Here is a 13,298-nt window from a genome sequence, read left to right on the forward strand (position 1 = left end):
GGCTCAGAAGGAGGCCAGGCGGCGATGCTCTTCCGAGCAGTAATAGGCACCCGAGGCATGCACCACGGCTTCCGAGGCGGGGAAATGGATGCCGCAATGGGCGCATTGGACCATGGTCTCGACATTGCTGTCGGTACGACGCCGGAAACGCGAGGGCTTGGGGCGCGGCATGCCGGGTTCGGCACCCGCCTCGCCCTCGCCGGCCGCGTCATTGCCGGCCAGCATGGATTTCTTGGCGCGCTGGAACCACACCACCACGGCCAGCAACACGACCAGCCAGATCAGATATTTCATGTCAGTACCCGATGCAGCACGACTTCAAGCACGAACCGGCTGCCCACATAAGCCAATAAAAGGATGGCGAAGCCGGCCAGCGTGAAGCTGAGCGCAGTCCGCCCCCGCCATCCCTGCCAGCGACGGCCGGCCAGGAGCAGGCCGAACAGCAGCCAGGACAGCATGGTGAAGACCGTCTTGTGGTCCCACCGGAATGGCGTCCCGAACAACTGCTCGGAAAAGACAACGCCCGATAGCACGGTCAGCGTCAGCAGCGCGAAACCGAAGGCAATCAGGCGGAACAGCAATTTTTCCATGGTCAGCAGCGCCGGCAGCCGATCCAGCGCCAGGCCGAACCAGCTGGCCTGGGCAGTCGGCCCGGGGCGGGTATGCAGGCGCGACTCCTGCAATACCATCAGCACCGCATGGAAGGCAGCAATGGTCAGCGTGCTGTAGGCCAGGATGGAGATGGCGATATGCGCCAGGAACCAGTCCGACTTGCCGGCCAGCGCCACCAGGTTGCCGGGGAAGACGCTGGGCAGGATCACCGACAGTGCCGCCACGGGCAGCACCAGCACGCGCATGCTGTCGAGCGAGAAATTGCGATTTTCCAGCCAGTAGGCGGCCACCGAAATCCACAGCGTGGAAGAGAGCATGACCGCAAACCCCACCCGCACGGCGTCGGGCGCGAACATGTCCGACAGCAGTGCCCCACCATGCAGCATCCAGCCAACCACGATGCCCAGCGAGATCGGCATGCGCCGCTGCGAGGGCATGAAGGCGCATGCCAGGTAGAGCAGCGCAGCCAGGATGAAAAAATAAGTTTGCATCGCCCAAGTTTACACTATCTCGGCCGACGACCCGGTTGCGCCTGGTCAGACAAACCGTGCAGATGGTCCCCGCAAATGCGACACGGCAGGACTGGCCTGCCGTGTCCGGAGGAGTACCTCGACCCTCAATCGACGGCCGCAGCCTTCATCTCGGCATTGTGATGGCGCTGCTGCTCTTCCATCACCAACTGGCCCAGTTCACGCTTCAAGGCATTGAAGTCGGGATCGGCCGGATCGCGCAGCCGCGGCAGGTTCACCAGCATGTCACGCTTGACCGTACCGGGACGGTAGGTCATGACCACGATGCGGTCGGCCAGGTAGATCGCTTCCTCGATGCTGTGGGTGACGAAGACGATGGTCTTCTTGAACTCGTCCCAGATCCGCAGCAATTCGTCCTGCAGGTTGCGACGGGTCAACGCATCCAGGGCACCGAAGGGCTCATCCATGAGCATGATGGGCGAATCCAGCGCCAGCACCCGGGCGATCGCCACCCGCTGGCGCATCCCGCCCGACAGATCCTTGGGGAAACGGGTGCGGAAGTCGATCAGGCCCAGCTTGTCCAGCAACTGGGTCACGCGCTGGACGATCTCGGCCTTGGGCGTTCCCTTGATTTCCAGACCAAAGGCGACGTTCTGCTCCACCGTCATCCAGGGGAAGAGCGCATATTCCTGGAACACCATGCCACGATCCGGCCCCGGCTCGCTGACCACCTTGCCATCAGTGAGGATTTCCCCGGTGGACGGCAGGGCGAAGCCGGCGATGGCATTGAGCAAGGTGGACTTGCCGCAGCCGGACGGCCCCAGCAGGCAGACGAACTGGCCGTCGGGAATGTCCAGATTGATATCCTTCAAGGCGACGACTTCGCGGTCATCGGTCTTGAAGACCTTGTGCACGCCCTGCACGCGGATGCGGGGCGAAGAATTGGCTTGGTTCATGTCAGCTCTCCAGCCCGCGATGCCAGCGCAGCATGTAATTGTTGAGGCGGCTCATGCCCAGGTCGATGGCCAGGCCCAGCAGGCCGATGGTGATCATGCCGGCGATGATCTTGTCCGACCAGAAATACTCACGCGCTTCCATGATGCGGAAACCCAGGCCATTGCTGACGGCGATCATCTCGGCCACGATCACCACGATGAAGGCCGTGCCGATACCGATACGCACCCCCGAAAGGATGTAGGGCACGGCTGCCGGCAACATCACCCGCAGGAATAGCGTGGACTGGCTGGCGCCCAGGTTGCGGGCGGCACGCAGGTAGATGCTGTCGACCTGGCGCACCCCGGCGATGGTGTTCATCAGCACCGGGAAGAAGGCCCCCAGCGAGATCAGGAACAAGGCCGGCGGATTACCCAGCCCGAACCACAGGATGGCCAGCGGGATATAGGCAATCGGCGGAATCGGGCGGATCACCTGGACCGTCAGGTTCATGAGGCCATAGATGCGCTGGCTCGACCCCATCAGCAGGCCCAGCGGCAAGGCCAGGCCGGCGCCGATCAGGAAGCCTGCCACCACGCGATAGAGACTGCCGATGGCGTCCATCACCAGTTCACCCGAGAACACCCAGGCCAGCCAGCTGCCGGCCTCGGGGTCATAGGGCTTCAGCGGCGAGGCGTATTCGCCCCACTTCTTCAGCACCGCCCAGGGCGAGGGCAGGATCTGCGGGTTGATCCAGCCGGCGCGGGAGGCCCCCTCCCACAGGGCGATCACCACCAGCGGCACCAGCAACCCCTGGAGGAAGCTGCCATTCTTGTTCTTTGCCATGCAGGATTCCCCTTCTTACTTGAGGTTCATGCTCTTCTTGGCCTGCTCCAGCAGATCGGTCTTCACCCAATCCTTGGCCACGGGCGGCTTGGCCATCTTGCCGGTACCGTACTTGGCCATGGTGTCGGTGGTGACCTGGATGTGCTCGACAGTGATGTCGTAGGCGTAGGGCGAATTGCCGATGGCGTCGTAGAAGTCTTCCTTGGTGATCTGGTTCTTGAAGATCACTTCACGCACGTACTTCTCGGCCACTTCCGGCTTGTCGATGAAGGTCTTGGTCGCCTCCAGGAAGCAGCGCATGAACTTCTCGGCCAGCGGGCGCTTCTCGGTGTAGAACTTCTCGGTCATCACCATGGTGCGGTAGGGTTCGCCGATCGGGGTGTCGTAGGGCTTCATCACTTCCACGCCGAAACCCTTGTTGATGGCCTGCGAGGATTGCGGTTCGCTCTGCATCATGGCGTCGATGTTCTTGCCAAGCAGGGCTTGGTTGAGGTCGGCGAAGGCCAGGTAGACGATGGTCACATCCTTGGGCGTGAGGCCGTTCTGGCCCAGCTCGGCGTCCAGCAGCACTTCATGGATGCCACCGCGGGTCACACCGACCTTCTTGCCCTTCAGGTCCTTGACCGACTTGATGCCCGAGTCCTTGCCCGCCACCAGGCGCGCGCCACCCTTGGCGAAGCCGGCCACCACGTAGATCGGTGCGCCGTTGGCGCGACCCGAGATGGCAGCTTCCGAGGCAGTGGTACCCACGTCGAGCTCGCCGGCCAGGATGCCCTGCATCACGTCGGGACCCTTGGCAAAGACCTTTTCATCGACCTTGATGCCACACTTGGGCGCGATCTCCTTGATGTAGGACACCGCACCATAATGGGCGAACTTCAGGTTGCCCAGTCGGATCACATCGTCTGCGGCATGGCTGGCGGTCGCAAAGCCGGCGCTTGCCAGCAGGGCCAGGGCGATCAGTTTCTTGTGCATTTCCTCTCTCCTCTTGTGTGTATCGTTATTGATGCGGCGGGCCGGCGGCGGCGATGCCTCGCCGGCTGTCTCGATGGCGTTGGCCGCCGCTGCATGGCGGCTGGCCTTGATTATTATTTGCGCTCGGAAATTCAGCGCCCATGTATACACAAAGAGGACGGCCTGTACAAGCTGTTAATTTTACGTAGCAGCCCCATCTGGGTCTGCAGGCCGGCTTGCAGACGCGGGCGCAGCAGGGCTCTTCGGTTAAAATGCAGGATTGCCCGTCGCCTGCGGCGCCACCTTGCCGCTCAAGTCCTGGCCCGCGGCCATCCACTCATTTGCAGATATCACCATGCTAGACAACCTGACCCAACGCCTCGCCAAAGTCGTCAAAACCATGCGCGGCGAGGCGCGACTGACCGAATCCAATACCGCCGAGATGCTGCGCGAAGTGCGCCTGGCCCTGCTGGAGGCCGACGTGGCCCTGCCGGCGGTGCGCGAATTCATCGCCAAGGTCAAGGAAAAAGCCCTGGGCGAGGAAGTCATCGGCTCGCTGACTCCCGGCCAAGCCCTGGTGGGCGTGGTACAGCGCGAACTGGCCAGCCTGATGGGCGCCGATCTGGGCCCGGAAGCCTCGCAACTGAACTTCGCCACGCAGCCGCCGGCGATCATCCTGATGGCAGGCCTGCAGGGTGCCGGTAAAACCACCACCGTCGGCAAGCTGGCCAAATACCTGCGCGAAACCACCAAGAAGAAGGTGCTGACGGTATCGGCCGACGTCTATCGCCCGGCCGCCATCGGCCAGCTGCAGACGGTGACCGGCCAGGCCGGTGCCGACTTCTTCCCCAGCCAGCCGACCGACAAGCCGGTCGATATCGCCCTGGCGGCGCTGGACTACGCCAAGAAGCATCACCACGAAGTGCTGATCGTCGACACCGCCGGCCGTCTGGGTATCGACCAGGCCATGATGGACGAAATCCGCGCCGTGCACGCCGCCATCAAGCCCATCGAGACCCTGTTCGTGGTCGACGCCATGCTGGGCCAGGACGCCATCAACACCGCCAAGGCCTTCAGCGACGCCCTGCCACTGACCGGCGTGGTGCTCACCAAGCTGGATGGTGATTCCCGCGGTGGTGCGGCACTGTCGGTGCGTCACATCACCGGCAAGCCCATCAAGTTCGCCGGTGTGGCCGAAAAGCTGGACGGTCTGGAAGCCTTCGACCCCTCGCGCATGGCCAACCGCATCCTGGGCATGGGCGACATCCTGGCCCTGGTCGAGGAAGCCCGCAAGGGCGTGGACATGGCAGCCGCCGAAGGCCTGGCCAACAAGATCAAGGGTGGCGGCAAGTTCGACCTCAATGACTTCAAGGCCCAGCTGTCGCAGATGAAGAAGATGGGCGGACTCACCAGCCTGCTGGACAAGCTGCCGGCGCAGATGCAGGCCGCAGCCGGCAACGCCAACATGGACCAGGCCGAGAAACAGGTGCGTCGCATGGAAGGCATCATCAATTCCATGACCCCGCAGGAGCGCGCCAAGCCGGAACTGATCAAGGCTACCCGCAAGCGCCGCATCGCCGCCGGCGCCGGCGTACAGGTGCAGGAAGTCAATCGCATGCTGTCGCAGTTCGAGCAGATGCAATCGATGATGAAGAAGCTCAAGGGTGGCGGCATGATGAAGATGATGCGCGGCATGAAGGGCATGCTGCCCGGCGGCATGCGCTGACCTGATCACCGGAATCCCTTTCTGGTGCTGGCTTTTCGGCTGGCACCAGGCGTTTCCCGCACCATCTTCCTGCCGCCCTTTCCCGCTGCCCTGCCCCTCCCCTGCTGTATTCCTCCACCCGCATTCCCCCCTCTCCGGATCACTGGCAGATGCCCTCGCGCGCGGCTGCGGTCATGTCCTTTTTTCATCTTCCGGGCAGCCTCGCAAACCGCACGCGAGGGGTCCTTCCACGACCTGCCGGCATCCGCCGCGATCCCTTTACCGGCGCGGCTTGACGCCGGATCGGAGCGGCTCGTTGTTTCCTGGTTATTTCATCCGGAAATCTGCCAAAAAATACTTGCATGGCCGTGCAAAGAGCACCACTATTAGCGGTGCGTAAATTGACGCATTCATCTCATTCTTGTGAGGAGTCTTTCAGATGGCCACAGCAAAAAAAGCAGCAGCCGCAGTAAAGAAGCCAGCAGCAAAACCCGCCGCCAAGCCGGCAGCAAAACCGGCAGCTAAGCCTGCCGCGAAAGCCGCAGCACCGAAGGCAGCGCCAAAGGCAGCGGCCAAACCCGCAGCCAAGCCGGCGGCCAAGGCAGCTCCGAAAGCCGCACCCAAGGCAGCCCCCAAGAAAGCCGCAGCAAAACCGGCTGCCAAGCCCGCCGCCAAGAAGCCCGCAGCAAAGCGCACTCCCAACGCCGCCTTCATGAAGCCGCTGACGCCGTCGGCAGCACTGGGCGAAGTGGTTGGCGCCAAGCCGCTGCCACGCACCGAAGTGACCAAGAAGGTGTGGGAATACATCAAGAAGAACAAGCTGCAGAACGCCGAGAACAAGCGCAACATCGATGCTGATGACAAGCTCAAGGCGATCTTCGGTGGCAAGAAGCAAGTCACGATGTTCGAAATGACCAAGCTGATCTCGGCTCACCTGAGCTGATCGACGCCCGCGGTTTGCAAGCGACTTGCAAACAAAAACGCCCGCAGAAATCATGCGGGCGTTTTTGTTTCTGGATGTTTCAGACGGGGCCGCTTCCACCCAGCGCGGTCGCAGGCAGGCTTGGCAGACAGCGATCCGCCTCGGACAACCTCAACGCTTCCGCTTTTCCGACGCCCGTAGGCGGGCTTTTCTGATGGCAGCCGCCGTAGCGATCCCATAGAATGCATGTTCTGCACTGGTGCGCGTGGCAAGGACCTCTTGCTGACCTCTTGCTCACTCTCACCTCCCATCCCGCAGAACTGAACAAGCAACGCCGGGTCTATCAATATGCCATCCACTGATGAGCTTGGAAGCTCATTACCAAGAGAAAGGAAATGACCATGCCAAACCACACCCACAGCCTGCGTCACCAGGTCCTGCGCTCGGCCAGCGCGCTCGTGATCGGCCTGGCCGCCCTGGGCGGCGCCTCGCATGTATTGGCTGCCGGCAAGGCAAGCAATACGGAGTACCAGCAACAGATCGCTGCCTGCAAGAACGGTAGCTCCACCGAAGACCGTGCGACCTGCCTGCGTGAAGCAGGCGCCGCGCAACAGGCGGCCGCGCGCGGCACGTTGACCGATCCGGGCGCGAGCCAGCTGAAGGAAAACGCGCTGCGCCGCTGCGAAGGCCTGCCGCAATCCGATCGCATCGATTGCGAAAAGCGCGTCAATGGCCAGGGGCGTACCGAAGGCAGCGTTGCCGACGGCGGGATCCTGCGCGAAACGGTGACCATCGTTCCGGCGAAGTAAGACGGCGTAGCTGCTCCAGCTGCGACCAAAACAAAGGCGGACGCCGTGGCGTCCGCCTTTTTCATTGCTGCGTCACCGCAGCACCAGGGTGGCTCAAGCTGCCAGCTTGCCCTGGATGAAGGCCAGCGCCTCAGCCAGCGGGACCTGGGTGGCTTCGCTGTCGCGACGGCCCTGGTATTCGATGTTGCCATCCTTGAGGCCACGATCACCGACGACGATACGATGTGGCACGCCGATCAGTTCCCAGTCGGCGAACATCGCGCCGGGGCGTTCGCCACGATCATCCAGCACCACATCCACGCCTGCCTCGGTCAATTGCGCATACAGCTTGTCGATCTCGGTCTTGACGGCTTCGCTGCGGTCATAACCCATCGGGCAGAGCACGACCTCGAACGGTGCAATCGAAGTCGGCCAGATGATGCCACGCTCGTCGAAATTCTGTTCGATGGCCGCGCCCAGGATGCGGGTCACGCCGATGCCGTAGCAACCCATCACCAGCGGTTGCGGCTTGCCGGCCTCATCCAGATAGGTCGCCTTCATCGCCTCGGAATAGGTCGTACCCAGCTGGAACACGTGGCCCACTTCGATGCCGCGCTGGATCGCCAGCACACCCTGGCCATCCGGCGAGGCGTCGCCTTCGACCACGTTGCGGATATCGGCCACCACCGGTTCGGGCAAGTCACGGCCCCAGTTGGCGCCGGTGTAGTGGAAATCAGCCTCGTTAGCGCCGCAGACGAAGTCGGCCATGTTGGCGACGGTACGGTCGGCCACAACCTTGACCGGCTTCTTGGTACCGATCGGGCCCAGATAGCCTGGGGGCGTGCCGAACCATTCGACGATCTCGGCTTCGTTGGCGAAACGATAGGTGGCCAGACCAGGGATCTTGCTGGCCTTCACTTCGTTGAGCTCGTGGTCTCCACGCAGCAGCAGCAGCCAGATTTCCTTCTTGGCAGGATCATCGTTGTCCACGGCCAGGACGATGGACTTGACGGTGCGCGCCAGCGGCAGGCCCAGCAACTCGGCCACCGCCTCGCACTTGGACTTGCCTGGCGTGGCGGTCTTTTCCAGCGCCTGGGTAGCGGCGCCACGGGCGCTGTCCACCGGCAGGGCTTCGGCCGCTTCCATGTTGGCGGCGTAGTCGGAGGTGGGGCAATAGACCAGTGCGTCTTCGCCGGTGGCGGCGATCACGTGGAACTCATGCGAGCCGGAACCGCCGATGGCACCGTTGTCGGCCGCCACCGCGCGGAACTGCAGTCCGAAACGGGTGAAGATGCGCACGTAGGCGTCATACATGGCCTGGTAGGACTTCTTCAGGCCGTCGATGTCGCGGTCGAAGGAATAGGCATCCTTCATCGTGAATTCGCGCCCGCGCATCAGACCGAAGCGCGGGCGACGCTCGTCGCGGAACTTGGTCTGGATGTGATAGAAGTTCACCGGCAGCTGCTTGTAGCTGCGCAGCTCGGAGCGCGCCACGTCGGTGACCACTTCCTCGGAGGTCGGCTGGATGGCGAAGTCGCGACCATGGCGATCCTTCACGCGCATGAGCTCGGCGCCCATCTTGTTCCAGCGCCCGGTCTCCTGCCACAGCTCGGCCGGCTGCACCACCGGCATCAACAGCTCGACGGCGCCGGCACGGTTCATTTCCTCGCGCACGATGGCTTCGACCTTGCGGATCACGCGCAACCCCATCGGCATGTAGGTATAGATGCCGGCACCCAGACGCTTGATCATCCCGGCCCGCATCATCAGCTTGTGGCTGACGATTTCAGCGTCGGAAGGGGCTTCTTTCAGGGTGGAAATAAAAAAACGTGAGGCGCGCATGACGGTCGGTTCTTTTTAAAAAGAGGAGGGTTATAATCGTTCTAATTTTAAAGGATTAGCTGGCTGATGCGCCCTTTCTTTGCAGATTTGCTCCTAGTTTCAATGACATCCGTGCATCGATGTGATTGCTCCTGACCCGCCTGGCGCACCGATTTCCATCGGCGCGCCCGCAGTCGCATGAGCCTGCCCGAAAGGCACTTCCAGCCGCAGAAAGTTTGAGGATCACCATGCTGGATCGAGAAGGCTTCCGCCCGAACGTCGGCATCATCCTGCTCAACGCCAATAACGAGGTGTGGTGGGGCAAGCGCGTACGCGAGCACTCCTGGCAATTCCCGCAAGGCGGCATCAAGCACGGCGAGACCCCCGAACAGGCGATGTTTAGGGAACTGGAAGAGGAAATCGGCCTGCGGGCCGAGCACGTCAAGATCATCGGTCGCACCCGTGACTGGCTGCGCTACGAAGTCCCCGACCATTTCATCAAGCGCGAAGTGCGCGGCCATTATCGCGGCCAGAAGCAGATCTGGTTCCTGCTGCGCATGGTCGGGCGCGATTGCGACGTCAACCTGCGCGGCACCTCGCATCCCGAGTTCGATGCCTGGCGCTGGCATGACTACTGGGTGCCGCTGGACGTGGTCATCGAGTTCAAGCGCGAGGTCTATCAGCAGGCGCTGCAGGAATTGTCGCGCTTCCTGAATCGCGCCGGCCATGCCGTGCGACGCGGCGAGCCACCCGGCCGTCCCCTGCCTCCCCACAAGAAAACCGGCCCGGCCACGCAGGCCCAGCCCCTCAACGGCGCCTCCACGCCCGAATCCAAGTGAGCCCCATGCCCTCTTCCCTGCAGAACGCACCACAACGTCCTCCGATCACCCTGCGTGGCCTGCGCCAGGCGCTACTGGCCTGCTCGCTGCTGGCCGTCTGCGCCGGCGCCCTGGCACAGAGCTTCGACGAGGAATTCGACGACGAGGAAAAGCCCTGGCAGGAGATCGCCGTACAGCTGCCGCCCACACCGCAACAGCAGAACCTGGCCGAGTTCTACCTCAGCCCGAACGCCACCATGAAGGCGTACGTGGACCTCAACTCGGTCTCCATCGGCACTGACAAGGTGGTGCGCTACACGGTACTGACCAAGACCGAGGGCGGTGCCGTGAACGTGATGTACGAAGGCATGCGCTGCGAAACCTGGGAGAAGAAGACCTATGCCTTCGGCCACCCGGACGGCAAATGGTCGCGCTCGCGTCGCGACAAATGGCAGCCGATCCGTGATATCGGCGCCAATCGTATCGATGGCGCCCTGTTCCGGGACTATTTCTGCGACGGCAAGATGATCGCCGACAACGAAAACCTCAAGAGCATCGTCAATCGTCTCAAGACCCAGACCCGTATTGACCCGGTGCGCCGCTGACCGCGACGGCACAAGCAGCAGCAAAGAAAAAACGCGGCCAGGCCGTAATGCCGTTCAGTTAAGAAAAAATCGCCGCGCCAGATGACTTTGGCGCGGCGATTTTGCTTGGTTCTCTTCAAGCCATCTGAAACCGTTCGGACTGAGTAGGCCCTTTAGGGCCGTATCGAAGGCGCTGCTCAGCTTGTGGCGCGCCTTCGATACGCGGCTACGCCGCTACTCAGGACGAACGGTCAGCGGTGGTGCAAACAAAGTCTGAGCGAGCTTTCGAGCTGGTAACAAGCTTAACTGAACGGCATTACGGCCAAGCCGCGTTTTTTCATATCTTTTACAGGATTTATATCGTTTATATCCTGCCCACCAAGCAATCCGCCCCTCAGAGCAGGACCAGGTTATCCCGGTGCACCAGTTCAGGCTCTTCCACGAAGCCCAGGATGGCCTGGATCTCGGAAGATGGATGACGAATGATGCGACGCGCGTCCGAGCTGTTGTAGTTGCTCATGCCACGCGCAATGGCGCGTCCGGCTTCATCAACGCAGGTGATGACATCACCGCGGCCGAATTCCCCGGCCACTTCCACCACGCCGATGGGCAGCAGCGACTTGCCTTCCAGACTCAGCTTCTGCACTGCGCCGGCATCCAATACCACGCGCCCGGCGGTCTTGAGGTGATCGGCCATCCACTGCTTGCGCGCCGTCAGTTGTGCAGTCTCGGCGTTGAGCTGGGTGCCGATGGCTTCACCGGCTGCCAGACGGGTCAGGACCTGGTCTTCACGGCCCCAGGCGATGACCGTATGCGCGCCGGAGGTGGCCGCGCGCTTGGCCGCCAGGATCTTGGTCAGCATGCCGCCGCGACCGATGCCGGTCCCGGTGCCGCCGGCGATCAGCTCCAGCGACGGGTCGCCAGCACGTGCCTCGGCAATGAGCGTGGCCTTGGGGTCCTTGCGGGGATCGGCGGTAAAGAGACCGGGCTGGTCGGTGAGGATGACCAGCGCATCGGCTTCGATCAGGTTGGCGACCAGGGCACCCAGGGTATCGTTGTCACCGAACTTGATTTCATCGGTGACCACCGTGTCGTTTTCATTGATGACCGGCACCACGCCCAGTTGCAGCAGGGCAAACAGGGTGGAACGGGCATTGAGATAGCGCTCGCGATCCGCCAGGTCAGCATGGGTCAGCAACACCTGTGCGGTGTGCAGGTCGTGCTTGCGGAAGCTGGTTTCGTAGATTTGCGCCAGACCCATCTGGCCCACTGCAGCGCAGGCCTGCAGATGATGGATGCCGGTGGGACGCTTGTCGAAGCCCAGGCGCTGCATGCCCTCGGCGACCGCGCCGGAACTGACCAGCACCACTTCCTTGCCGAGTGCGCGCAATTGCGCGATCTGCTCGGCCCAGCGGGCGATGGCGTTGGCGTCCAGGCCCTTGCCGTCATTGGTAACCAGCGAGGAACCGACCTTGATGATGAGCCGCTTGGCGCTTTGAATGACCGATTGCATAGTGTTCCGGATTCTGATTCTTCTGGGGGGAGTCGGAAATTCCGACAGGCAGAGATGATAGCCCGAACCGCCCCCGCTGCGCAGCCCCGCTAGAGGCCACGCAGCGACGGAATCAGTCCAGGACCTTGAAGCGTGGATCGTCCGGATCGATGCTGGAGATGGCGCGTGCTTCCTCGGTCATCTGCGTCTCTTCGGAGCGATGCTCCTCGGCGCGCTTGGTTTCGAGGTAGCTGTAGATCTCGTTGATCAGGTCTTCGCAACCGTCACGGTTCAGGGCAGAGATCTCGAACACGGGGCCCTTCCAGCCGAAGCGCTTGACGAAATCCTTCACGCGCTTGGCGCGCTCGGCCTCGGGCACCACGTCCAGCTTGTTCAGGACCAGCCAACGCGGCTTGTCGAACAGGGACTGGTCGTACTTCTTCAGTTCCTTGACGATGGCCTTAGCTTCCTTGACCGGATCGACTTCCTCGTTGAAGGGTGCCAGATCGACGATGTGCAGCAGCAGGCCAGTGCGCTGCAGGTGGCGCAGGAACTGCACCCCCAGGCCAGCGCCGTCGGCCGCCCCCTCGATCAGGCCGGGGATGTCGGCGATGACGAAGCTCTTTTCGTGGCTCACGCGCACCACACCCAGGTTGGGATGCAGCGTCGTGAAAGGATAGTCGGCGATCTTCGGGCGGGCGTTGGAGACGGCCGTGATGAAGGTCGACTTGCCTGCATTGGGCATGCCCAGCAGACCGACGTCGGCCAGCACCTTCAGCTCCAGGCGCAGTTCGCGGCGTTCGCCTTCCTTGCCCTCGGTCTTTTGACGCGGAGCACGGTTGGTGGAAGTCTTGAAGTGGATGTTGCCCCAGCCACCCTCGCCACCCTTGGCCAGCATCACGGTCTGGCCGTGGAAGGTCAGGTCGGCGATGTGCTCGCCGGTGTTGATGTCCACGATCAGGGTGCCTACCGGCATGCGCAGATAGACGTCGTCGGCGCCCTTGCCGTAGCAATCGGAACCGCGACCATTTTCGCCACGACCAGCGCGATGCAGCTTGGCGTAGCGGTAGTCGATCAGGGTGTTGACGTTGCGATCCGCCACGGCCCAGATGGTGCCGCCCTTGCCGCCGTCGCCGCCGTCGGGACCGCCGAAGGGGCGGAATTTCTCGCGGCAAAAGCTGGCGACACCGTTGCCGCCATCCCCCGCCACGACTTCAATGCGTGCTTCGTCGATGAATTTCATGATATTGACGCCTCGTGGGAGCCGCTAACAAAACGTCGATACGTCGATGCACCCTTGCCACAGCAACGGGTGGATCTTCAGCCTGACCAACCCCGGCATCCCCGAGAGGA

General features: G+C 62.5%; 13 protein-coding genes. 5 read left to right on the forward strand and 8 right to left on the reverse strand.

Annotated features, from left to right (window positions below):
- Positions 1-3: 3 nt before the first annotated feature.
- The 5 genes from BTM36_RS07525 to BTM36_RS07545 all read right to left on the reverse strand — a co-directional run bounded on the left by BTM36_RS07525 (position 4) and on the right by BTM36_RS07545 (position 3,836).
- The gene (locus tag BTM36_RS07525) at positions 4-294 is read right to left on the reverse strand and encodes a PP0621 family protein (RefSeq protein WP_006713235.1); all 291 of its coding nucleotides are present in this window, start codon (positions 292-294) and stop codon (positions 4-6) included.
- Positions 291-1,103, reverse strand: coding sequence for an inner membrane protein YpjD (locus BTM36_RS07530; RefSeq protein WP_006713233.1), 813 nt, complete (start codon positions 1,101-1,103; stop codon positions 291-293). Before BTM36_RS07530 ends, BTM36_RS07525 begins: the two co-directional genes overlap by 4 nt.
- A 125-nt stretch (positions 1,104-1,228) precedes the next feature.
- Positions 1,229-2,038: an ABC transporter ATP-binding protein gene (locus BTM36_RS07535; protein ID WP_077235778.1), complete on the reverse strand. Its 810-nt coding sequence runs from the start codon at positions 2,036-2,038 to the stop codon at positions 1,229-1,231.
- A gap of 1 nt (position 2,039) precedes the next feature.
- Positions 2,040-2,861 (reverse strand): ABC transporter permease, encoded by an 822-nt coding sequence (locus BTM36_RS07540; RefSeq protein WP_077235779.1) that lies wholly within the window; start codon positions 2,859-2,861, stop codon positions 2,040-2,042.
- 15 nt (positions 2,862-2,876) lie between these two features.
- Positions 2,877-3,836, reverse strand: coding sequence for an ABC transporter substrate-binding protein (locus tag BTM36_RS07545; RefSeq protein WP_077235780.1), 960 nt, complete (start codon positions 3,834-3,836; stop codon positions 2,877-2,879).
- Between the two features lie 334 nt (positions 3,837-4,170).
- Between BTM36_RS07545 and ffh the strand changes: the two genes are divergently transcribed.
- The 3 genes from ffh (at position 4,171) to BTM36_RS07560 (ending at position 7,251) form a co-directional block, all read left to right on the forward strand.
- On the forward strand, positions 4,171-5,541 hold the full coding sequence (gene ffh / locus BTM36_RS07550; protein ID WP_077235900.1) for a signal recognition particle protein: 1,371 nt from the start codon (positions 4,171-4,173) through the stop codon (positions 5,539-5,541).
- 418 nt (positions 5,542-5,959) lie between these two features.
- The gene (locus BTM36_RS07555; protein ID WP_077235781.1) at positions 5,960-6,463 is read left to right on the forward strand and encodes an SWIB/MDM2 domain-containing protein; all 504 of its coding nucleotides are present in this window, start codon (positions 5,960-5,962) and stop codon (positions 6,461-6,463) included.
- 380 nt (positions 6,464-6,843) lie between these two features.
- The gene (locus tag BTM36_RS07560) at positions 6,844-7,251 is read left to right on the forward strand and encodes a hypothetical protein (protein ID WP_077235901.1); all 408 of its coding nucleotides are present in this window, start codon (positions 6,844-6,846) and stop codon (positions 7,249-7,251) included.
- Between the two features lie 93 nt (positions 7,252-7,344).
- Here BTM36_RS07560 and BTM36_RS07565 read toward each other — a convergent pair whose 3' ends face one another.
- Entirely contained in the window at positions 7,345-9,072 is a 1,728-nt protein-coding gene (locus tag BTM36_RS07565) for a proline--tRNA ligase (RefSeq protein ID WP_006713221.1), read from the reverse strand.
- Between the two features lie 227 nt (positions 9,073-9,299).
- Between BTM36_RS07565 and BTM36_RS07570 the strand changes: the two genes are divergently transcribed.
- Both BTM36_RS07570 and BTM36_RS07575 read left to right on the forward strand, forming a co-directional pair.
- Positions 9,300-9,890 carry an RNA pyrophosphohydrolase gene (locus BTM36_RS07570; RefSeq protein WP_006713220.1) on the forward strand — a complete coding sequence of 197 codons (591 nt, stop codon included), beginning with the start codon at positions 9,300-9,302 and terminating at the stop codon, positions 9,888-9,890.
- Positions 9,891-9,895: 5 nt separating this feature from the next.
- Positions 9,896-10,474 carry a CNP1-like family protein gene (locus BTM36_RS07575; RefSeq protein WP_077235782.1) on the forward strand — a complete coding sequence of 193 codons (579 nt, stop codon included), beginning with the start codon at positions 9,896-9,898 and terminating at the stop codon, positions 10,472-10,474.
- A gap of 373 nt (positions 10,475-10,847) precedes the next feature.
- On the opposite strand, the gene proB is transcribed toward BTM36_RS07575, so the two are convergent.
- Positions 10,848-11,966: a glutamate 5-kinase gene (gene proB / locus BTM36_RS07580; RefSeq protein WP_077235783.1), complete on the reverse strand. Its 1,119-nt coding sequence runs from the start codon at positions 11,964-11,966 to the stop codon at positions 10,848-10,850.
- 112 nt (positions 11,967-12,078) lie between these two features.
- A complete protein-coding gene (cgtA, locus tag BTM36_RS07585) occupies positions 12,079-13,188 on the reverse strand; it encodes an Obg family GTPase CgtA (protein ID WP_006713217.1) in 1,110 nt (369 codons plus the stop codon).
- Positions 13,189-13,298 lie beyond the last annotated feature (110 nt).

The organism is Herbaspirillum sp. VT-16-41 (assembly GCF_001994935.1).
In the GTDB taxonomy this organism is placed as follows: domain Bacteria; phylum Pseudomonadota; class Gammaproteobacteria; order Burkholderiales; family Burkholderiaceae_D; genus Herbaspirillum; species Herbaspirillum frisingense.